This is a genomic window from Pseudoalteromonas sp. MTN2-4 (assembly GCF_042848605.1).
Taxonomy (GTDB): Bacteria; Pseudomonadota; Gammaproteobacteria; order Enterobacterales; family Alteromonadaceae; genus Pseudoalteromonas.
This window is the reverse complement of sequence record NZ_BTGK01000002.1, coordinates 85051-107781: the sequence shown is the minus strand read 5'-3', so window position 1 is coordinate 107781 and position 22731 is coordinate 85051. Positions and strand designations below refer to the sequence as shown.

Genomic DNA, 22731 nt, shown 5'->3' with positions numbered 1-22731 from the left:
TGGCTTAAAGTTATAGGCTAATTATTTATAAGATCTCTTCCCGATGGGTTTTGGTCTAACCAGCGTGGCGTTGCTTGTTGAACAATATAAGCCTTCGCCCTTTGTTTTAAGTGACTGTTTAACTGAATAAGTAACAGTGCAGCATCTAATGCCACATAACGACTGTGATCAAGCTGAGCTTGATTAAAAGCAAGCTCAGCAAACTCTAGCCCAATAGGCACTTGTTTCTGTGCAAGCTTAATATAAGCCTTACTGATAGATTGAAAAGACTTTGACTGCCAGGATTTAATGGTTGCTTCAGCTTTATCAAATGCTTGCTGGTGTAGGTAGATACTTCTTAACGATTTAGCACTACTGTAATAATAAGTTGTATATTTGGCTGAAAAAGGCGTATTTAAAAGCGACTCATAAGCAGCCACTTTTTTAGTTTTATCTTGTTCAATCCAAGCTGCGAAGTAATATATCAAAGCTTGGTTTTCATCACCCAAATCATGAAGCGATATCAGTTGCTTTGCTGTGTCTAGTTGTGCATAGGCAAGCTCTATTTCTCCTACTTTGCCTGAAAAATACGCTTGCATAGCCGTCGCTTCAAACTCCAACAATGGCTGATCCGCTTTTCTGGCATTAATAACAGCAGTATTTAATACCGTCATACCTTCACGAAAGTTTTGTTCAACTATATAGCCCCAAGAAGCACTTATATATGCCCTTGCAATTAGGTGGTTAAGCCCATGGTGCTCAAAGAGTTCTATTGCTTGTGTAATGCTTCGCTTAGCTAACTTCCAATTTTTTGCTTTGTTAGCGATTTCGTTTTTTGCAAGCAGAAGCAAGGCTTGCTCGAGAGTTGATTCAGACTTATTTTCTAGGTCAGTTAATAAGGCATTGGCTTGCGATAGTTGTTCAATTGCAATAAAGGTTTTTAATCGCTTTCGCTGTATCAAGAGGTTATTAGCTAGTTGATGGCTGAGTACGTTCAACTGAGCCAAAGCGCCATGCTCACTGACAATTGAAAAGTATTGAGAATCTGAGATTTCATTAATAAGTATGTTAAAAGCGTGAAGTGCTTGATCAGGGTTATCCGCCACGATGTGATCTTGCCAGCTACGATTCTGCCCCTGTACGATAAATTGAAGAGCAACTGCATTTTTAATGGTGTGGAGTCGTGTTGCGATTAATAAATCAGAGGGAGCTTGCTTAATGAGCTGCCAGCTTATAATGCCAGTATCAAACACATGTTGAGGGCTGAGTTCATCAATCACTTTGCGGCTTTTTGTCTCACTATTTAAATGAAAAACCAGCGATGGCTTAAGCTGTTTGTTTGCTGTTGTTTTACTAAAAAAAATACTCCAACTCAATAACGTAGTAATTATTAATACACTCACCAAAGCAAATATATGAGTTGAAGAAATTTTTTTTATCGACGGCGGTGTTTTTTCTTTTCCAGGAGGGGGGTTGTCAACATCTGTGTTGCTTTGTTCACTAGATGTTATTTTTTGTTCATGTTGAGAAGCCAACTCAGTGAGTTCTATAACTGGCAGTTGCCATTGGTAGCCTTTTTTAGAAAACGTTTTAATCGCATTAATGCCGAATAGGCCTCGCAACTGACTGATGTTCTGAAACACAACTTGTTCAGTCACCACTCTGTCAGCCCAGACAGTTTCTAATATTTCATCTTTAGTAATGATCCTACTATCGCTCATTACAAACAAAGCCAATATATTCGCGGCTTTATCATTTAAAGGGACGATTTGCCCGTCACTGGTTAATATCTTTTGCTCACAGTCAAACTGGAAGTTACTAAAGCTGTATTTCATGCCGATAATAAAAAAGTAATGAACTAGACAAGCCTAATCAAATGATATGCTTGGGTAAAGTGTTCTCAAAAAAAAGCCGTTAAAGTCATCAGTAAGTTATGTAATAAATACGTGTTCAGTAAAGTTTTCTTTTAAAGCACAGAAGTAACACCACCAAAGCCTCTAAGTGTCAAACAGCCATGCATTCATACATAGAAATGCCTCCTTACTTGCCTTTAAAATCATTTTTAAACAAAAAATAAAAACCAACAATATGATTTATATAGATAAATAAAATAACTCAAACTGTACTATTGACGAAGTGGTACACTCGATCTACTGTACTACTACAGATAGTACAGTGAATAATTAGCTAATGACAAAAACTACTGCACTGGCGATACAAATTGTAACCGGGGACGCTCGGCCGATTTTTCGTCAAATTGTCGATGGCATTCGAAAAGAGATTGCCAGCGGAACATTACCAACAGGAAGTAAGTTACCCAGTGTGCGTGGCTTGGCAATGCAATTGACCATTAACGCAAATACGGTAGCCAAAGCCTACAACGAATTAACTGACCTTGGCTTAGTTGAATCAAAGAAAGGGTTAGGCCTTTTTGTGACTCAGCGGCAGTGCACTTTATCTGAGGAAGAGCGAACGCAACAGCTTGAGCAAGCTACCGATGATTTCATAAATGAGATCATCAGTTTAGGCTTTAGCCACCGAGAGATCATTGAGCATGTACAAGGGCAATTACAGACGATTAATAAGCAGGATAAAGAGCGTTAGTTATGGCTAATTACATTATCGAAACCCGAGCACTGCATAAGCGTTTTGGCAAGAAAGTCGCGATCCAATCTCTTAATTTGAAAATAGCACAGGGTGGCATTCATGCCGTGATTGGTGCCAATGGTGCGGGCAAAAGTACTTTATTTAGAATACTCCTAGGACTCGATGCCCCGACCTCGGGTGAGTCTTTTATCTTGGGTCATAACAGTCAGTCTTTAGAGCCTGAACACAGAGGTCGTATTGGCTATGTGAACGAAGAGCATACTCTGCCAACCTGGATGAAAGTCCATGAAGTGACCGCCATGCAGAAAAATCTTTATAAGAACTGGCGACAAGATCTCTATGACAGTGTGATCGGTAATTTCAACGTTGAGCAGTCACAAAAAGTATCAGCGTTATCTCGTGGTGAAAGGGCGGGTTTAAATCTCGCTATGGCCTTAGCGCAAGCGCCAGAAGTGCTGATTTTAGATGAGCCAACACTGGGTTTAGACGTCGTTGCCAAGCAAGCGTTTTTAGAAGCTTTGATGTTCACCCAAGCAGATATCGACACCACCATAGTTTACTGTTCGCATCAGATGGAAGAGATAGAGCGTGTCGCTGAGCAGTTAATCGTGATTGAAAATGGCGAGATGAAATATAACGAATGTCCCGAAAAATTCTGTGACATGGTGACGTATTGGATCTTTGATGAGGCCTTGAGTGAGTCACAACTTAGTACATTGGGTAACGTACTCTCGGCTCGCACTATAGACGAACAAACTCACTTAGTTTTGGCTGACTTAGAAGCCGCAGAGGCATTAGAAAAACTTAATGCGCTTGGCATTGAAGCCGCCACGCAAGTCCCTGTTAGTTTAGATAAAGCCATCGCTTCTATCTTGGCAAAAAATCACCGAGCACCACAGTAGGAGAGCGTGATGTTTGATTTATTCAAAAGTGAATATCAGCGCTACCAACTTTTTGCTTGGGGTATATGCCTATTGCAATTGGTGCTGTGGAGCACATTCAGCAAATTTTTCTCAGTGGTAGAGCCGCAATCTGAGTTGCATCTTTTTATTATTTTAGGTGGTGTTGCTGTTGGGGTGTTATTTGGGTTGGTGTCTGTGTCTTTACATAGAAGAAAGAATCATTGGATCTATCTGATGCATCGACCTTTATCTAAAGGGCGAATTTATTTTGCTCTAAGTCTAGCCGGTGCATTACTGCTGTTTATTGCCTTTATTTTGCCATTTTTAGTGAATGTGTTGATTGCAGATATCACGACGCAGCAAGTGGTTGAAGCAAGACATTACACTAATGTCGTGCATGCATTTTTGGTCATGCTATGTGGCTATACCTTGGGCCAATTTATTGCGTTGGCAAACAATAAACTCGCAATTGGCGTATTGTTCTCACTCACTTATTTGATTTTAAGGCGCCAAGAAAGTGTGCTGTATTTCTTGCTGTTAGATTCAATGTTCTTATTTTTTAGCGGTTATTTAGCATATGCCTCTTTTCGCGTTAATCTTGCTGCAGAGCAAACATCTAAGCGATTCATCGCCATTGCTGTGCTTTTTATTCAGCCTGTTGCGGTCGTGGGTTTAATATCGTTAAAAGCTTTTTATTACCATATTCCTCTAAGCTTAACTTCGCAGCAATACGACTTAGCGAAACCGCTGCACGAATTAGAAACCCAAGGGCAATTTGATTATGAATTATTACGAAAGCACACTGACCTTGAGGTAATGCAATGGCTTGCCAGAGATATCGAACAGCCACTTGGCGATACGATACAAAGGCAGCTTAAACTTGCTAAAACCAACACACTATCGAGAGCACATTTTTATAAACCTCAACCTAAACATGGCTTTTACTTACATACTCGACATAGCCAGTTTGCGCTAGAGACAGATACCACAAAGTGGGTGTTCTCTCATTCAGACATGCTATTTGTTGGCATTGATAGACAAACTGGTGAACGAGTTGGTTTTTTAGGTCGCACTGGATTTGTAGACCAGGCAAGTCAGCTTACAGAGTCAAATAAATTTGCTGATGTGGCTGTGGCAGTACAAACAAACACTCACTATGTGCAAACCAAAAACAAGCTCTATCAAGTTGATTTTGAGAATAAGCGAATCGATTTGAAATTTGCATTAACTGGTTCAGAAGAGCACTTCACCTCGACTCCAGTACCTATGTTTGATGTGATCTTTATGAGCTCAAACCAGCGAGTTTATCTATTCAACAAGGTGAAATTTGTTGACAGTCTTGGCGGCCTAGCACCAATCAAACAAGTTTCGCTAGACTTTGCTCACCCTGTATCACCTGAATTTGTGATGGCAGAGGTGATGGACGGTTACGTGCTCATGGTGCACGACGGCAATTTATTTGCCGCACTCAAAGCTGGCGCTCAATTAATTTACCTGCCTCATGAGGGCGACAACATCACACTAGTGAGCAAAGAAGTGCAGCTTTCAGCGCTGCCAGATTGGCTGCATCAACAGAAGTTAATGTTTTCTCCATTGGTGCTGAATATTGTAGATAACTTAGTGCATTCAACATTGATGTTTAATTCTGAGCCATCAAGAGGTGAAGGTTTTATTTGGCAGAGGCCGATCGACTTAAATTTTTCATTACTGATTGTTTTTTGCTGTTTACTCACTGTTGCTTCAATCTTTTATCTTGGCAAAAAAGCCAAATTAGATGATAAAACGCATAAGTTTTGGTTACTGATTTCGCTCATTACTGGCCCAACTGCGCTGATTGCATTCTTGATACTGATGCCATGGCCGAAATTACAAGGGTTAATTAAAAGGGAGTCAGCCGCATGAGGGATCTATTCTTATCTGAGCTTAATCGCTATAAAGCGTATGCCAAAACGGCGGCATTTATATTTCTTGCTTTACTGGCTTATTTATCGAGTCAGGGCGACCTTATGGCTGGCCGCGGCATGTTCAGCACTGTGCTGAGTGGCCTTGCGATAATACTGCCTTTGATCTTTTCAGTGACGCAATTTTTATTACATAAAAGGAAGAACCATTGGGCGTATCTGATGCACCGCCCATTGGCTGAGCAAATCATTTTCAAAGCATTGTTCGCATCAGGGTTAAGCATTGTGATGATGGTTCTCGTAGTACCATTACTATTTATGCTTGTTGTGTTAGATAGTGCGTCACTTGAGCTCATTGAGTTTAGGCATTACCTGTATGTGGGCCACATAGCACTCATTGCGATATTTTCGTATTTCACCGGTGTATATATTGCGCTTTCGGCAAATAAGGGGGCATTACTGATTCTTGGCATACTGCTCTTTGTGCTCAATAGCACGCCAAACTCGCCGTTTCTTGTACTGTTAGTTGACTTGGTAATGGTTGCTCTTGTGTATTTTTTAGCAAGATCAGCCTTCAAATTGAATGTCAGTCAACACGATACTCGCATGAGTCGCCAATTTATCGCAGCTATACTCATGGGGCCTGCTTTGGGTGCCATTTTAATGTCGACGCAGGCTCTGTTTTACCATATTCCAGTTACGCTATTTTCGACCCATCCTGATCGTTTTGAGAAAGCGGACATACCTGAGTATTACGCTTCAATGTGGGGGCCAGATGCCAAAGCGGTAATTAATAGAATTTTACCAGCCGATGAAACACAGTGGCGAGCCCATTTGCTGCCGAATTTAGAGGGTGTCAGCACATTATTTATGAGCACACATCCAACTTCATTCGATACTTTGAACCAGTTGATGCATCAAGATCAGCAACAAAGATACATAGACATGAAAACCTTGACTAAGTGGCAGTTTTCACATCAATATCAAGTGTTTTTGGGTTATGACTTGTTTAGCAAAAACCTCAAACATGTAATAGATCAAAATGGCTTTCATGTTGTGACATCAATTGATGACATACAAAACCTAGAGGCATTTTCTCACCCACCAAGATTGATAGCAGGTCGTTTTATCCAAACACTTAATACGCTGTACGTGCTTGACTTCGAAGAGCAGTACATGGAAATAAAGTTTCAAACGCAAGACGGTGAATACTTTTACGGGCCTTTTGAAACTGAACGCGATGGTGAACTTGTCTCTATGGCCACAAATCAAAGAGCGTTGGTATTCGAAAAGCGTGATTTCTTTGCCTTGAATACCAGCAGTGCACCGCTTTTCTCTATTGCGTATCCTGAGCAAGCCTATGGCAGAATGTACACGCAGTTTTATATGTTACCTGACGGAGCATTATTTCTGTTTCATGGTCGCTCTTACTTTGGTTTTCAAAAACCAGGTGTGTCTGTGGTGTTTGTTGACTATGCAGGCGAAGTGACGCCAGTGACTTCAAAGCAGTATATTGCACACCGACCTTTACCAAAGTTTGTGTCTGAGCAAGCGTTTTGGCAGTCGCCGATTTTCTTTGCCACCGTATTCGAAGCGGCCAATGAGGCGTTAAACAGCAATGATCAAAGCATTGGCGCTGTATTTAATGACACTATTTCGAGAACAAGGTCAGCGCAAGTTATGGCATATGCCATAGGGTTTACTTTATTCAGTATGGCTTTGGTTTATCTGCTGGCAAGACGAGCACAATTAAGCACAGAGCAACAACTGTTCTGGGTAGGTATGGCTCTATTCATGAGCTTAATTGGCGTGGCTTGTTTTATGTTGTTAACCCCTTGGCTTAGCAACATAAGAGGCGCGAAAATCAAAGTCTCATCAACTTCTTCTAACGCAATCCTAAATTAACCATGTGATGCGCTTCGGCGCATCAACAACCAGGTAGTGAATAATGAATATGACTGACATTTTCAGTGGTATGCTTCGTTGCGCGCTGATTATATGGGTAATGTGCACAAGCTCTGCCAAAGCTGAGTTTTTAACCGATCTCAGTGAGGTCAAACAACGTGTGCAACAAAAAAACCGTGCGCCGCTTCTACCGGCAGTGCACTTTTTACAGAGTGAGCGTATACAGGCAGTGACCCTATCACCCAATGCCGATTATGTTTTGTATCTCAGCAGTGAAGAAAAAGCGGGTATAAAACGCTGGTCGCTTAATCAATATACCCTTGCAGACCATAAAATCACTAAGCTAGTTACACTTAGAAAGCGCCCATCATTTGAGATTTCAAAAGACAGCTCAGCGTTGTTTGTGAGAGTCGGCGAGCAGCTTTCAGTGTTGCCATTAACACACAAAGCCAAGCTAAAAAGATTGGCCAAAATTGATTGGAAAAAGAAAGAGCGATTTTTGGGCGTAGACCCAAGTCAGCCTGCCAGCTTTTTAGTTAAAAAGTGGCGTACCAACGAGCGCATCTTTGAAATATTGAGCGTTGCAGCTGCTGGTAAAGCGCGTGTGATATGGCAGACAACAATGCCTTTTTCACAGCTGTCAGTAAATTCGAAAACGGGTAATGCAGCTTTTATCAAGCAAGTGAATACCGCTGAAGGCAATCGCGGAGAGCGTTTTATTCATCAAGTTCAGGCTGATGGGTCTTTAAAAGTGGTCTTCACCTGTCAATGGGATGATAAATGCCAAATACAGGGCTTTAACGACAAATCACAACAATTACTGCTTCAAACCAATCATGATGCAGAGTTTAAAAGACTGGCTTGGTTTGATTTAAAAACGCAGACGTTGCTAGATGTTGCAGCGCAACCACAGCAAGCCTTCGACTTGGTGTCAGCGACATTGGGCGAAGACGAGAATGGCTTACTCATTCCAACTTCCTATTTATACCAAGGGGCCAAAACTCAGCAAATGAGCCACCACCCTGTTGTGGCTAAACACTTAACGCATATTCGTGAATATCTCGAAGGCAAAGCATTCACTTATGCGTTACCCGCGAGTATTAAAGCCTATCAAACCAAACCTTGGTTGATCACTTTGGAAGCGAATAGCCCCACAACTCATCATTATATTTATCAGCCAAAGCAACACACTTTGCAGCGTATTTTACACGAACAAACAAACGCATTACCGCAAAACGATGAGAAAATGAAAGATACTTGGGTATCTGAGAAAGTGCCTGTGCAATATCAAAGTCGAGATGGGTTTAAGCTTTACGGTTATTTAACACTGCCAAATGGTGTTTCGTTATCTGATGCGCCTTTAGTTGTTAAAGCTCATGGCGGTCCTTTCTCACAGGTAAAATGGGGCTTTGATAGGCAAACACAGTTATTGGCGAATAGAGGCTACATTGTGTTTGAACCTAACTTCAGAGCCTCAACAGGTTATGGTAAAGAGTATGAAAAAGGGGCAAATAAACAATTCGGGCTTGGTATTGCCCACAACGACATCATTGATGGCATGCATTTCATTTTATCTCAAGGGATCGGCAATAAAGACAAACTCGCTATCATAGGCCACAGTTTTGGTGGTTTTAGTAGCCTGACGGCGCTGACTTTTGAAGCCAAACTGTTCAAGGTGGGGTTTGCTGGCGCGCCGAGTTTAGATATTGGCCGTTCAGCGAGATTGTATTATCGCTTTGCTGAAAAAGTGCGAGGGCAATTCAGTGATTATTACTTTAGGCAAATGATCTTAGATTGGGATGACAAAGCCGCTAAAGAACAACTTACTGCAAACTCCCCCAGCGCTCACCCTGACAAAATTCAAAGCCCTGTATTTGTATGGGCAGGTCGCGGAGATAGAAAAATCTTCATTAATGATGTCAACGATTATGTATTGAGACTGCAAGAGGCAAATGAAGCGGTGAGTTATTTTGTTGACCCAAGTGCGTTACATTCTCCCACATCAAAGCAAGGTTTAATGGCGTATAGTTATTTGCTTGAGAGAGTTTTAGCCAAATATTTAGACGGACATTATTTACCGCTAGATCCAAACAAAGACAAGCGTTTGATCCGATTTATTAAAAAGCATATGGAGATTGATAAGCTCGCTTTATCGGATGAGCTTTAAATCAAAAGTTGTCTTCTGATATCGAGCTAGAATGAATAGTAAGTTCACCTTGCACTTCAATCTGCCAATATGGTTTCGTGCGCTTTGTTTATTTCAGGATCAAGTAAACTATCTAGCATATTAGTTCGCATAGAAACCAGCTTTAAGAACGCGGTTTTGTCGCTTTTGGTTAATGAGCGGGTTAGTGGAATTTTGGCTTTCAATGGATCAACAGGTCTACCATTCATGTGCAGTTCAAAGTGCAGATGTGGACCTGTTGAACGGCCTGTGTTGCCTGAAAGCGCTATTATTTGTCCACGTTTTATTGACTGACCCTTATGGACATTGACCTTATGTAAATGCAAATATCGTGTTTTGTACCTGCTACTATGTTTAATATCTATATATTTTCCAGCAAATTTATGATTGCCTACTCTAGTTACAACTCCATCGCCTGTAGAAATGATTTTAGTACCGGTAGGTGTGGCAAAATCTACCCCATTGTGAGGCCTAATACGACCTGTAACAGGGTGCTTTCTTCTGGGGTTAAAATGAGAGCTTATTCTGTACGATTTTTGTAGCGGCAACCTTCTAAATGCTCTTGTTAAACTATGACCCTGCTTGTCATAAAAACGCCCATCATCAAATAAAAAAGCAGTATATTCATTGGTCTTTTGTTGGAACCTTGCACTGACAATGTGGGCTTGTCCAGTAGGATTGCCATCAACAAATTGCTCATTTTTGATTATTTGAAACTTATCGCCTTTGCGAAGAGCGCGAGTAAAGTTGATCTGTTCCTTAAATATGTTAGTCACTAGGGCTGCATCAGCTTCAGTCAATCCGGCTTTTTGTGCAGAGAGGTAAAAACTACCATTTACTTCACCACTAACGAGTCTTGTGCGCCACTCGCCATCTTGAATTAGTGTTTCATACTCTATGCCACCATCTTCAGCACGACGATAAATGATACGATGACCAGCATGAACGAATAACTCTAACTCCTGTAATTCATGATTTTTAGTAAGATACTTAAAAATAAGCACATTATTTGGCTTGAGCGTCTCTAGTGCCAATATAGATTCATCAGCACTCAGGATTTCATAAAGTGTGTGTTGTGAAATGCTTAAGCGCTCAAATATAGCGCTCAGTGTATCACCCACAGAAATAACCACTTCAGCATGTTGATATTCGGGCTCTGAACTTACTTTAAAAGAAGCAGTTTCACCTTGCTCAGCAAGATCAGTAACTAGATCTGAGATTAAGTTAGTTTTGGCTGTTATGACTTCATCAATATCTGTTTGTTTGTCTGCGACTAAGTGATCTTTCATAGACTCAAGATTAATCAACCAAGCGAGCATTAAAGTCGACACGACAATTGCTACCGAGTGTTTTCTTGGCAATTTGGGTAAAAGCCCAAAAAAGATAAATTTAGTTCTTTTAATTAAATCATTCATTTATATCTTAAGCACAGTGGCTTTCTAGAAATAGCAAAGCTCAATCAGTCCCATTGAAGAGCTTGATAAAAATAGGCGGTGAACAAACAAACTGATCACCCACTTTGTTGTGTTATAATATAACAATAAGTCGGGAGGTTAACATGCAAGATGTAAATAAAGTGTATGGTGCTTTATCAATACAAGAGATAAAAGCGGCACCTCAATCAGATTATATGAATGAGCAACAGCTTTCATTCTTTCGAAATTACTTAATTGAGCTTCATGACACAACGCGAGAACACATTAGGGAAGCTAAGGAGCAATTACTTAATCGTCCTGAGCTGACAGATATAAGTGATAGGGCATCCTGGGAAGAACAATGCGCCATTCTGATGCGGATTGTAGATAGAGAGCAGCGTTTACTTCCTAAGATCCAAGAATCTTTAGAGCGCATTAGGCTGGGAGAATATGGCTATTGTGAAGAAAGTGGCGAGCCAATTGGTATAGAAAGGCTCTTAGCAAGGCCGACAGCAGAATATTGTGCAGATGTAAAACAAACAAAAGAGCTTACAGAGCATACTTATGCAAAGATTCGAGAAGAATCTTAACCTACTAAAACACTTGTAACTTGGGGCGAAATTACAATGTTAAACTCAACAAACTTATTACCTGTAACTGTTTTATCAGGATTTCTTGGTGCAGGCAAAACCACATTACTCAATTATATCTTAAACAATCGTGACGGTTTACGAGTCGCTGTGATAGTAAATGATATGAGTGAAGTTAACATTGATGTGGCAACGGTACAAAACGAAGTCAGTTTAAACCGAGCTGAAGAAAAGCTCGTTGAAATGAGCAATGGGTGTATCTGTTGTACTCTTCGAGAAGATTTACTAGAGGAAGTTACTCGCTTAGCTAAATCTGATAAATATGATTACCTTGTTATCGAATCAACAGGTATTTCAGAGCCTTTACCTGTTGCCGAAACGTTTACCTTCGAGGACGAGGATGGCATAAGTTTATCAAACGTCGCCAAGTTAGATACTATGGTTACGGTCGTCGATGCTGTTAATTTTTTAAAGGACTACAATCAGGCAAAATCTTTGCAGGAAGTTGGTGAAAGCCTTGGCGAGGAAGACGAACGAAGTGTTGCTGATTTACTGATTGAACAGATAGAGTTTGCAGACAGGCTCGTGATCAGTAAAACAGATTTGGTGAGTGCAGAGGAGCTCAAACAATTACAAAGTATTTTAAGTAGTTTGAATACAGAGGCAATTCAAATCCCAATCACACATGGCCAAATTCCATTAAAACAAATTTTAAATACTAACAGTTTTAGCTTTGAAAAAGCGCAGCAAGCTCCTGGCTGGCTCAAAGAAATGCGTGGTGAGCATGTGCCTGAAACAGAAGAATTCGGTATAACTAGTTTTAGTTATTGTCGTAGGCGTCCATTTCATCCGAAGCGTTTCTATGATTTTTTACATGCAAACGACAAAGCAGGAAAACTATTGCGCTCAAAAGGCTTTTTTTGGTTAGCAACCCGACCTAACATTGCTGGCAGTTGGAGCCAAGCTGGCGGCATTGCTCGATATGGTCAGGCAGGTTTATTCTGGTTTGCGGTACCTCGTGAAGAGTGGCCTGAAGATCCTGAATATGTTTCTGCAATTGAAGCGCAATGGGTTGAACCCTTCGGCGATAGACGCCAAGAGCTGGTTTTCATTGGTCAAGGTTTAGATAAAGTCGAGCTCATCAATAAACTAGATGAGTGCCTATTGAACGATGAGGAATTGCAATTAGGCATAGATATTTGGAAATCCTTGCCGGACCCATTTCCAGCTTGGATTGAATAAACTATCCAGTGAACTAGCTCAACAAGGAGCTAGTTCAAATTAAACAGACATCACACTTTCTTTTAATTACTCATTCATTAAACCTATTTATTCATATCAGACATATACTCTAAAGAGGCTTAACACTTGGTTTGGGCGAAGTTCTAACGATGCTGGTCTTTTAGAAAATGTTATTCAGCTCAACGAAGTTAATTTGAGTTTTATTAAAGAAAACCATGTACTCAGTGACTGACGTAAAAATATTCGATTAAGAACATCATAATCAAATTGCAGGTGTTTTGCAGGAAAACCGTCATTTTGACGGTTTGATGTGCTGAAAGTGGGTGATATTGCGCAGAATGCAATGAACAACATTTATATACTAGCCCCATAATAACAAGGGGTAACGAGAAATGAAAACAGATAAACAAGGCATAGGGCGTTGGCAAGGGGCGGGCATGATGGCCACCACTTTGTTGGGCACAGGGGTATTTATATTGCCACAATTAACTGTGGCACAAGCAGAGTTTAGTGCGCTCTATGCTTGGATATTATTAACTCTGGCAATTGTGCCGGTTACGCTGATTTTTGGTAAATTGGCAGCACGTTTTGCCCATGCGGCAGGGCCAGCTTATTTTGTCGAAAAAGCGTTTGGCAAGATTGCAGGTCGAGTGATTGGTTTAATGTTTATGTGTGTGGTGCCAATTGGCGCGCCTGCTGCCATTGTGATGACCTTTATGTTTGTGCAGCAAATTGTGCCAGTGCAAGGGGAAGCTTTACTTTTAGGTCAGCTCTCTACTTTATTGTTTTTATGGCTAATAAATTTACGCGGCATTCAAGTGTCGGCCAAATTACAATTTGCGCTTACGCTGATCATTTTAGCTTTGGTGATCTTACTATTTGGTAAAAGTAACCCGACTGCGGCCAGCTTTAAAACCAGCTCATTCGATACCTATGCCATGCTTGGCGCTGCGGGTATCGCATTTTGGAGCTTCTTAGGTGTCGAGGCAATGTCACACCTGTCAGATGACTTTAGAAACCCAGAAAAAGACATGATCCCAGCGATGCTCATCGGCACAGTATTAGTTGGCGCTGTGTATGTGGCCTGCACCTTATTAGTCATCGCCTATCCGAACAACGAATCACTCAGCATGGTTGGGCTGTTCAATGCGTTCTTTGGTGAATTATTCGGTCACAACGGTCATTATATTATTGGTGTATTAGGCGTCGCTGGTGGACTTGCAACCGTTAACGTATATACCGCAAGCCTTGCAAGATTGATCTGTAGTTTTTCTGAGCAGGGCGTATTACCAAGCTATTTGTCAAAACGTAATGAATTCAATGTGCCTTTAAGCGCGCTCACCACGCTCATGCTCGTAATTGCGCTCGTTTTAATTGTCACATTTTATAGCCAACAAGACTTAGAAGACTTAATTAACTGGGTGAACGGTGTGTTTGTTGTGATTTACGCCGCGGCCATGTTAGCGGCATGGCGATTACTGAGTGTGAAAAACCGCCCGATGATTTTACTCGGTCTAGGGTTTTGTGTGGCACTTGCCATCGGCATAGGCGCTCACATGATCTATGCATTTATTTTGATGGCTGTGATCACCCCATTTGTGATGCTGCAAAAGCGAAAGCGGCTTTCTAAAGTGAGTAATGCTTAGCGGTGGGTTTGGTGTTTAGTAATATTTAAAGCGATAAAGGCATGAGGTGGGAGCTTCATGCTTTTATCATGGCTAATCTTGGTTAGAGTTTAACTTTCATGTGTAAAGTTTGTTAAGAAATGTCTAACATTTTTATAGAGTTTTAGATTAAAGTTTATTTAGCAAAAGTAAAAATAAATGTAGATATTTAATTTCAAGATTTGGAGCTGTAAAATTTATCAATTATTGGGTATTTAACGTTCTGAAGTTGTAATTATTTAACATTTTTGAATTAAGGAAAACGATGAGCCAAGAGTTACTATTAAAAGACGGTATTAATGAAGTGAATGGGAAGAATGAACTTTCTCTTCAAATTGATAATGAGCGACTTAAGCACTTTTTTTACATGCTTCATGGTGAGCCAACAACTCGAACCAGGGCTTTACACGGAGCTGTCCTCGTTTCTAAATCAGATATTGATGGTTTAGTAAAAAAGTTAAAAGAACAATTAACCTTAGTTCATGTAACAGATGCTACTTTTACAATAAGTGTGGGCTTCGATAAGGACTTTATCGAAAAACCATTTGATGAATTTACTACTAATGAATGGCTAGAGCCAGATAAAACAAAAGAAGTAATAGTCCGAGTTCATTTTATGTATGAGGATATTAATAAAGGAAGCAGCATTAAAAATTCTCTATTCATCAGGATTGCTAAAGGAATTAAACCAGGAAATATTCTTCAAATGTTAGCGTCATCTGACATGGATGGCCTTGAAAAGATCGAAGACTTGATGTGTCCAGTTTTCTGCAGAACAGACAATGTACATGACAAGTTAAGTAAAGACCTACTAGGCGTTGTCGAAGATTGGCATTCTGGTCAAAAACAGCCGAATTTAATTAGTGGTACATATAAATTTTTAAAAAAACATAAGTCAAAAGTAGCTAAGTTAGCTCATTATATAACACCTACATCTGTTGTATTCATTTTATGTTATATGGCATTTGTTACTGCTGAATTGGTACCTGAACAGCAACAGTTTCCAGTATATGTCTCAATTATAGTGGCTTCAAAGCTACTGCTATCATTTTTTCTTAGTTATGGGCATTCTAAGGGGAAAGAGATTTATTCTAGACTAAGCAACATTTCTCACGAAGATGTTGTTTTTGATATAACCAAAGGTGATGATAAAGAATATTCAGAGGTTTTAAATAAAAATAAAGAGTTATTTTCTTCTGCAAGAAACACCTTTTTATGGGTTAATATTCAAGCTGTCGTAGCAAGCTTAGTTGCAGCAGCAATTTTTGAGTTTATAAAGCCCTAATTTTCATATGAAAAATGATGGGTTGCTTGATGTTTGGTTAGCACTTTTAACTATAGTAGAATTGCAGGTATCATAAATAATCAAAGGCCTTAACTCTGCCAAAACCTTGATTCTATTAAATTTTGAGGGCGCTCCTTACGAGCGCTACTCAAACCACTCCTTCACTTTCTTCATATTCGCTCGACTCACTGGCACCTTATCTTGATTCGATAACACCAGTTCGCCTTCGCGATTCTTCCTGAGTAACTTTTCTGCGTGATTGGGGTTCACCCAATAACTTCGGTGAGTTTGCCCTTCACTTAGTTTTTGGTCGATATTCGAGAGTGCTTCAATGGCATCTTTTAAGTTGTATAAGATCAGATGCTGTTCTTGCTCTGTAACGACTTTCAAATAATGCAGTTCTGCTTTTAGACAAATGAGTGAGTCTATGTTGTCTATTTTTGCGATTTTCAAAAAGTCATGATGCGGCTGGGTAGATAGATTGTCTTGTTGCTCGACTGAAGGCTCTAAAGGCTCAGGATTAACAGTTACAGGCTCAATCGTCTCGATTTTATTTTTATTAGTAATACTATCAATGGTTTGGGTGAGTTCTTGTGACGAGGAAGTTGTGTTTTCAGTGCGTTTGATCTGAAAGCCACTTAACCAAGGCAGGTTTATCGCCACCCATGAAATGAGTGCTACAGGCGCCATATTTTGCCACTCTTCAAATAGCGCATATAGGGTATAAGACGTTTCTTGCTCTATATATACGTCGCGTAACAAAGAAAATGGCACATAGACAGTCACCGCAATTACTGAGCTGATGGCCAGTTTTACAATATCGTTCTGTCTTGCTAATACGCCTTTCATTAAGGTGTGTGTGACAATAAAAAACGACAAACAAGAAAATACTTGCACCTGCCAAACGACGAAATTTAGCCAATAAGGTAAGACATTGTCATCATCAGAGATACTTAAAAGGCATGCTAGAAAAAAGCCAATACTGGCAAAATAGCGCCAAGGGCTAATGGAACCAATTGGAAATTGCCCATTCATACAAAAAACTGCCCATTCATACATAAATCAATGGCTTAATTAAACCAGAAAGCAACAACAGCGTAAATTACTGTCATTAAATTAACGCATATTGAGGATGCAAAAATGACTTTTATTAAATCCACCTTAGCTGTTTTAGTTGGAACTTTCGCGACAAACGCTTTAGCTAATACGCCAAATAACAATGACGACGACAAAGCAAATATAGAAAGTATTACTGTGGTGGCCTCTAAGCCTGACGGCATAAAAATCAGTTCTGGTAAGTTATTGTCTCTACCCGGTACGGGCAATGATCCATTAAAAGGCCTTGAAGCATTACCGGGTGTGGTATTAGCAACGCCGAGTACAGGTGGTCCAGTTGCTCAGCCGGCCATTCGCGGTAGCTCTGTGAGTGACAATTTATACTTAACTGACGGACTTGAGATGGGCTATGTGTTTCACAATGATGGGATCAGCGTCTACAACCCGTTGTTGATAGAAAGCTTTGAGTTAAAAACAGGTGCATGGTCGAGCCAATACGCTAATGCAAATGGCGGTGTGATTTTAACTGAGCTGAGAGATCCTGATGCAGATAACCCAACCAATGTTTTAGATTTAAGTTTCTTTAGAAGTGGCTTTTTGTATGAGCAAGCCATCGCAAACAATGCGGCTTTTTACTTGTCTTTTAGAGAAAGCTTAGTGCATACCTATGTCGATAACTTTATTGAGGACGAAGACTTTTCTTTTGCGGTGCCACCTCGAAATCGAGACTATCAAGCTAAGCTTATTTGGGATTTAGACGACAACAATGTGATCAGAGCTACCGCCAGTGGTGCGAAAGATTACATCGAAATAGCCTTCGATGCTGATGGCAGAGACATAGGCAAAAACCCAGATTTGGCATCGGGCGAACGTTATCAAACGTATTTTCATAGCCAAGCAATCAGTTGGCAGAATTTTAATGGCGATTTCGAAACCACCACCAGCTTAAATTTACTGACGCAAAACCAACAAGAGCGAGAAGGGGATGTGTTTCGTTGGGATGCCGATATTACCAAAGTGATTTTAAAGGCAGACAGTCAGTATCAAGGCGAAGACGTTGACGTGCTATTTGGCGCCAAGGTGCAATCGACAGAAGTCGATTATCTCAGTAGTGGGCGTCTACTTCCTTGTAACTTAGAGTTTGAAGTGTGCCCGCCGAGTTATTTTAGTGATATGTTTGCCGAAGAAGGCACATTAAAATTTGAGCAGTATCACGCTTATGTTTCGGCGAACGGTGACTTAAGTGCAAATTGGGACTACCAAGTGGGTGTTGCGCTACTTGGCACTAATAACAACAGTCAAACTTATCTGGAGCCACGTGCACGTTTGGGGTATCGCTTAAATGACGCACATAAACTGAATTTAAGCGCTGGCATACACCATACATTGATTGATGATTATCAATACCTTATTGAAGGCTATGGTAATACTGAACTCGAAGCCAGTGAGGCAACCCATATTGTGCTCAATCTTGAATCGACCCTTGATGACGGGTTAAGTATGAAAACAGAGCTGTTCTATAAAGAGCTTGATAACCTTGTAGTCGCAAATCCGAATGCGCAAAAGCGCTCATTAGCCCAAGATGTGTCTGGTTTTACTCGATTTGAAGATGTCGCCAATGGCACAGCCTATGGTATTGAGCTTTTGGTGAATAAGCAGCTTTCAGATGATTGGTTTGGTTGGGCGAGCATTGCCTACAGTAAAACTGAGCGAGACAACCCACTGACGCAGCAAAAATTTAACTCTGAATTTGATTTGCCTTGGGTGGCGAATATCGTACTTGACTACAAGTGGGATGAAAACTGGCAAATAGGCGCGAAGTGGCGCTTCCAAAGTGGTCGAAGATACACGCAAGTAAACTCTGCAACGCCTTATGTTGCACCAAACAGCGCCACAAATGAGCCGTTATTCTATGTACCAAACTACGGCGAGTTTAACGCTGAGCAGTGGGGTAACTATCATCGTTTAGATATTCGTGCTGACTATAAAACCGAGTGGTTTGGTCTCGACACCAACTTGTATATTGAAGTGTTAAACGTATATGGCTCAAGAGCAGTACAGGAGCTCGAATATAACGCGGCTTACACTGAGTTTGAAAAAGACTATCAATTTCCCGATATGCCACTGCCATCAATTGGTATTAGTATGACCTTTTAAAGACAACTGTCATTTTGCAAAGGTGTGAAAAAGAGGCTGAATTGCCTCTTTTTCTATTCTGCAAAAGCCAGTAAATATCTGGTTTTTCATTTGTTTTATGTTGTTTTTTAAATGAGGGAATACACTTTTCTAAGATGACGGTTGTAATAGAAATTGCGTATTTAAGTCATTGAACTGTCACTGATATTTAGCCTAACTTTAAAATAGAGCCTTTAACCTAGCCTGCGTTTTAAACCCAACAAACAACGTAGCAAGGTAAAAAATGAAAACTAATAGTCTAAAGCTAAGTGCCGTCACACTTAGTGTTTTGGTTGCATTATCAGGATGTATCGACGGTGATGACGGTGCGCAGGGCGCGCAAGGTCCTCAAGGTGAAATGGGTCAACAAGGTGTGCAAGGTGAAGTAGGTGAAACTGGTTCACAAGGTGAGACTGGCGCACAAGGTGAAGCAGGCGAAAATGGTCTTGATGGCACAGCTGGTAAATTAACGCGTTTAGCAACAGTGCCTACTGGTGCTGAAGTAACGGGTATCTTCTTAACAAAAGAAGGAGACCTATTCTTCAACGCGCAACATCCATCTGACAGTAATGCTGTGAAGGATGATTTAAACGACAAAACATATCACACGGGTACAGTGGGTGTGCTCGCTGGCGTTAACTTTAATAAATTACCAAAAACATTGATTGATTCTCCAGTGCCTTCAAGTGAAGAAGAGCGTCAAACAGTGATGTCAGCATATGGCCAGTATCAAATTCTTGGTCAAACCGGCGATACTTTTGCGGGCAAATTACCATCAGGTTTAGGCCATATCTATTCACATCAAGATAATCAGTTAATCCTTGAAAACGATATGCCTGATTTTAATGGTTTCATTCCAACAGGTGAGGGTAAAGGTTATCTGTTCACTAACTGGGAAATGTACCCAGGTGGTATGAGCCGTTTAGCATTAACTAAAGATGACAAAGGCATGTGGTCGGTTGACGATGCCATGATGCTTGACTTTAAAGGTGTTCACGGTACAGCGGCAAACTGCTTTGGCTCTGTGACGCCATGGAATACACCGCTTACTTCAGAAGAGTGGATAGTTAACACATCGGTTGACTCTACAACGAGTGCAAGTTGGAATAATCAGTCAGCAATTGACACAAGTATCTTGGGTTATATGTGGCAGCTAACTGCACCAGATGCACCAAACCCATATCGTTATGGTTATATCGCTGAAGTACAAAAGCCAACAGAAGCTGAGCCTGAAGTCGTTAAGCATTATGCGTTAGGTCGTTTTGAACATGAAAATGCAACAGTAATGCCTGACGGTAAAACCGTGTATATGTCGCAAGATGATACGGGTGGTGTACTGTTTAAATTTGTAGCTGATACGCCAGAAGACTTAAGTGCTGGTACTTTATATGGTGCTAAGTTAAAGCAAGACGTTGGTCAAAACGACCCTGCAACCACTGGCTTCGATGTTGAGTGGATTGAACTTGGTCGCGGTGATAATGCCACTATCGAAGCTTGGATTGCTGACTTTGACGGTATTGGTACTGAAGACTATGTAGAAGGTGAAACTAGCTATATGACATTAGCGGATGTTGCAGCATGGGATAAAGGTGATGCAACTTATCCGACTGTTGAAAACGGCGGTGGTAAGGTTACAGCGGGTGCACCAATGGATGACCGAGTTGTATTCTTAGAGTCTCGTCAAGCGGCAAAGGCAAAAGGTGCTACGGCAGAATGGCGTAAGCTGGAAGGTATTTCGATTAATACTGATCGTGCTAGAGAGGCCATCGAAGGTGTGAATACGATTGCTGATGAAGAAGTTACTGAAGCATTTGTTTATATTGCAATTGCTGACCTAGATAAAACGATGATTGATGGCGAAGGTGATATTCAATTATCAAATCGTGTGAAAGATTGTGGTGGTGTTTATCGTGCCAAGCTAGAAGCAGGTTATAACATCAGCCGTATTGAACCGGTTGTTATGGGTTCTACTTATCGTAGCTCGTTAGATGGCGCGGCAAGATGTGATGTGAACCAGCTTTCACAGCCAGACAATGTCATTGTTATGGATGATGGCCGTATCATCATTGGTGAAGATGGCTTCCAAGAGAACAACACATTATGGCTGTACGAGCCAGTTAAGAACTAATCCAGTTGTTGCAGAGATCGTTAGATCTCTGCTTTTTTCATCAGTGGTAATCATCATGCGAACAAGATTAATTTGGCTATCATCTATAGCCACTGCACTTTTCTCAGCGTCATGTTACGCCAATGAAAGTGCGGCTGAGTATAAACACACTAACACGCTCAAGGCGCTCGATTTTATTAAACAAAATGAGATTTATAATCCAGAGTCAGTGATCCCGCCTCAGTGTTACACCAAAACCGAAGGCAAGCATAACCCTTGTATGGCCTGTCATCAGAGCTATCCTAGCACAGATAAAAGACCCAATATCTTGAATGATGGTGACTTGCAGGGAGACTATCAATTTTCAGAAGCGGGAATGACAAACAGTTGGACAAACTTGTTTGTCGACCGCTCCCTAAAGATAAAAGATATTAAAGATAGCTTTATCAGTGAGTGGGTGAAAGAAGACAATTATCATTCTTTTATTAACGATCACGAAAATCATCCACAAATAGAAGCTATCAAATTAGACAATCTTGCACTGCCAAAAAAAGCGTTTTTTGAAAATGGCTTGGCCAAAGATGGCAGCCATTGGGTGGCGTTTAACTACAAACCTTTCCCAAGTACTTTTTGGCCAACAAATGGCTCAACAGGCGATGTAATGATCCGACTAGATAAGTCGTTTAGACAGCTTAAAGGTGAAGATAACCTAGACGTGTATTTTGCTAATTTAAGCTTGCTTGAAATGTCGATGAAGCGATTAGACAGCATCACAGTACCTGATTTAGATGAAAACAAGCTTCAGGAAGATTTAAATGGTGACGGCAAGCTTTCTGTGATCACGACAATGCAAAAACGTGGTCATTATCTTGGTGACGCTAAGAAAGTACCTTTAACAGATATGTTATATCCACAGGGGACCGAGTTCTTACATACTGTTCGTTACATTGGCGTTGACGAAAATGGCAATCCATACAATGCAGAGCGTATGAAAGAAGTTCGCTACATGAAAAAACATGCCTTTAAGAATAAGCGCAAAGTAGCGATTACATATCACAGAGAAGGTAAGGAAAAAGAGTTTGAACAACTCCCTCGCACGATTAACTTGCGCGAAAGAGGCATAGATAACGGCTTTAGCTGGACCATAAACGGCTTCATTGAAGATGAAAAAGGTCAATTGCGTCAACAACATTATCAAGAATTACAGTCATGTAATGGGTGTCATAAAACAGTGGGCACAACCATAGATCAAACGTTTTCTTTTGCTCGCAAAGTTGAAGGTGCGAAAGGGTGGGGCTACATCAACCTGAAAACACAAAAAGACACGCCAACATTGGGTCAACAGCAAGGTGAGTTTTTAACCTACCTACAAAGAGTAGGCGGGGGCGATGAGTTCAGACAAAACAAAGAAATGTTGCAAAAGTGGTTTAATCAAGATGGGTCGGTTAAAAAAGTTCAGGTGCAGTCATTGCCTAATATCTATGAACTCATCATGCCTTCAAAGCGCAGAGCGCTCGATTTGAACAAAGCATACTTTACGATTATGAAAGAGCAAAGTTATCTGTTCGGTCGAGATGCTACATTGGGTGTAGCAACAAATGTTCTTGAAAAAGTTGAAGATAATATGCCGCCACTTGAAGAGGATTTCAGGTATGGCTTTGATATTCGACTTGATTGGGCGCAGGCTGAAAATAGCGAATCCTTAAAGGAGTAACGGT

15 protein-coding genes are annotated in these 22731 nt (G+C 40.7%); 12 read left to right on the top strand and 3 right to left on the bottom strand.

The genetic code is table 11. From position 1 onward, the window contains the following. Positions 1–17: 17 nt before the first annotated feature. Positions 18–1814 (bottom strand): transcriptional regulator, encoded by a 1797-nt coding sequence (locus tag ACGHEH_RS05455; protein WP_390442602.1) that lies wholly within the window; start codon positions 1812–1814, stop codon positions 18–20. Between the two features lie 355 nt (positions 1815–2169). On the opposite strand from ACGHEH_RS05455, the gene ACGHEH_RS05450 reads away from it, so the two are divergent. The 5 genes from ACGHEH_RS05450 to ACGHEH_RS05430 are packed head-to-tail and all read left to right on the top strand — an operon-like array spanning position 2170 to position 9461. Next, positions 2170–2583, top strand: a complete 414-nt coding sequence (locus tag ACGHEH_RS05450) for a GntR family transcriptional regulator (protein ID WP_390442600.1) — start codon at positions 2170–2172, stop codon at positions 2581–2583. 2 nt (positions 2584–2585) lie between these two features. Next, a complete protein-coding gene (locus tag ACGHEH_RS05445) occupies positions 2586–3488 on the top strand; it encodes an ABC transporter ATP-binding protein (RefSeq protein WP_390442597.1) in 903 nt (300 codons plus the stop codon). A 9-nt stretch (positions 3489–3497) separates the two neighbouring features. Continuing rightward, the gene (locus ACGHEH_RS05440; RefSeq protein ID WP_390442594.1) at positions 3498–5390 is read left to right on the top strand and encodes a hypothetical protein; all 1893 of its coding nucleotides are present in this window, start codon (positions 3498–3500) and stop codon (positions 5388–5390) included. Next, complete coding sequence (locus ACGHEH_RS05435; RefSeq protein ID WP_390442591.1) at positions 5387–7294, top strand: hypothetical protein; 1908 nt, start codon at positions 5387–5389, stop codon at positions 7292–7294. The genes ACGHEH_RS05440 and ACGHEH_RS05435 overlap by 4 nt, the downstream gene beginning before the upstream one ends. 43 nt (positions 7295–7337) lie before the next feature. Continuing rightward, positions 7338–9461 carry a prolyl oligopeptidase family serine peptidase gene (locus tag ACGHEH_RS05430; protein WP_390442588.1) on the top strand — a complete coding sequence of 708 codons (2124 nt, stop codon included), beginning with the start codon at positions 7338–7340 and terminating at the stop codon, positions 9459–9461. 56 nt (positions 9462–9517) lie between these two features. Here the strand turns inward: ACGHEH_RS05430 and ACGHEH_RS05425 are convergent, their stop codons facing one another. After that, positions 9518–10810, bottom strand: a complete 1293-nt coding sequence (locus ACGHEH_RS05425) for a peptidoglycan DD-metalloendopeptidase family protein (protein ID WP_390442585.1) — start codon at positions 10808–10810, stop codon at positions 9518–9520. Positions 10811–11037: 227 nt separating this feature from the next. Between ACGHEH_RS05425 and ACGHEH_RS05420 the strand changes: the two genes are divergently transcribed. The 4 genes from ACGHEH_RS05420 (at position 11038) to ACGHEH_RS05405 (ending at position 15675) form a co-directional block, all read left to right on the top strand. Beyond that, entirely contained in the window at positions 11038–11484 is a 447-nt protein-coding gene (locus ACGHEH_RS05420; protein ID WP_390442583.1) for a TraR/DksA C4-type zinc finger protein, read from the top strand. Positions 11485–11520: 36 nt separating this feature from the next. Continuing rightward, positions 11521–12726: a zinc metallochaperone GTPase ZigA gene (zigA, locus tag ACGHEH_RS05415; RefSeq protein ID WP_390442580.1), complete on the top strand. Its 1206-nt coding sequence runs from the start codon at positions 11521–11523 to the stop codon at positions 12724–12726. A gap of 392 nt (positions 12727–13118) precedes the next feature. Further along, positions 13119–14372: an L-methionine/branched-chain amino acid transporter gene (yjeH, locus tag ACGHEH_RS05410; RefSeq protein WP_390442578.1), complete on the top strand. Its 1254-nt coding sequence runs from the start codon at positions 13119–13121 to the stop codon at positions 14370–14372. 283 nt (positions 14373–14655) lie between these two features. Beyond that, positions 14656–15675 carry a hypothetical protein gene (locus ACGHEH_RS05405; RefSeq protein ID WP_390442575.1) on the top strand — a complete coding sequence of 340 codons (1020 nt, stop codon included), beginning with the start codon at positions 14656–14658 and terminating at the stop codon, positions 15673–15675. 144 nt (positions 15676–15819) lie between these two features. Here the strand turns inward: ACGHEH_RS05405 and ACGHEH_RS05400 are convergent, their stop codons facing one another. Further along, positions 15820–16710, bottom strand: a complete 891-nt coding sequence (locus ACGHEH_RS05400) for a LytTR family DNA-binding domain-containing protein (protein ID WP_390442573.1) — start codon at positions 16708–16710, stop codon at positions 15820–15822. A 105-nt stretch (positions 16711–16815) separates the two neighbouring features. Between ACGHEH_RS05400 and ACGHEH_RS05395 the strand changes: the two genes are divergently transcribed. The 3 genes from ACGHEH_RS05395 to ACGHEH_RS05385 all read left to right on the top strand — a co-directional run bounded on the left by ACGHEH_RS05395 (position 16816) and on the right by ACGHEH_RS05385 (position 22727). Continuing rightward, positions 16816–18888 (top strand): TonB-dependent receptor plug domain-containing protein, encoded by a 2073-nt coding sequence (locus tag ACGHEH_RS05395; RefSeq protein ID WP_390442571.1) that lies wholly within the window; start codon positions 16816–16818, stop codon positions 18886–18888. 262 nt (positions 18889–19150) lie between these two features. Then, positions 19151–21034, top strand: a complete 1884-nt coding sequence (locus ACGHEH_RS05390) for an alkaline phosphatase PhoX (protein ID WP_390442568.1) — start codon at positions 19151–19153, stop codon at positions 21032–21034. Positions 21035–21089: 55 nt separating this feature from the next. Then, positions 21090–22727 (top strand): hypothetical protein, encoded by a 1638-nt coding sequence (locus ACGHEH_RS05385; RefSeq protein WP_390442566.1) that lies wholly within the window; start codon positions 21090–21092, stop codon positions 22725–22727. Positions 22728–22731: the final 4 nt, after the last annotated feature.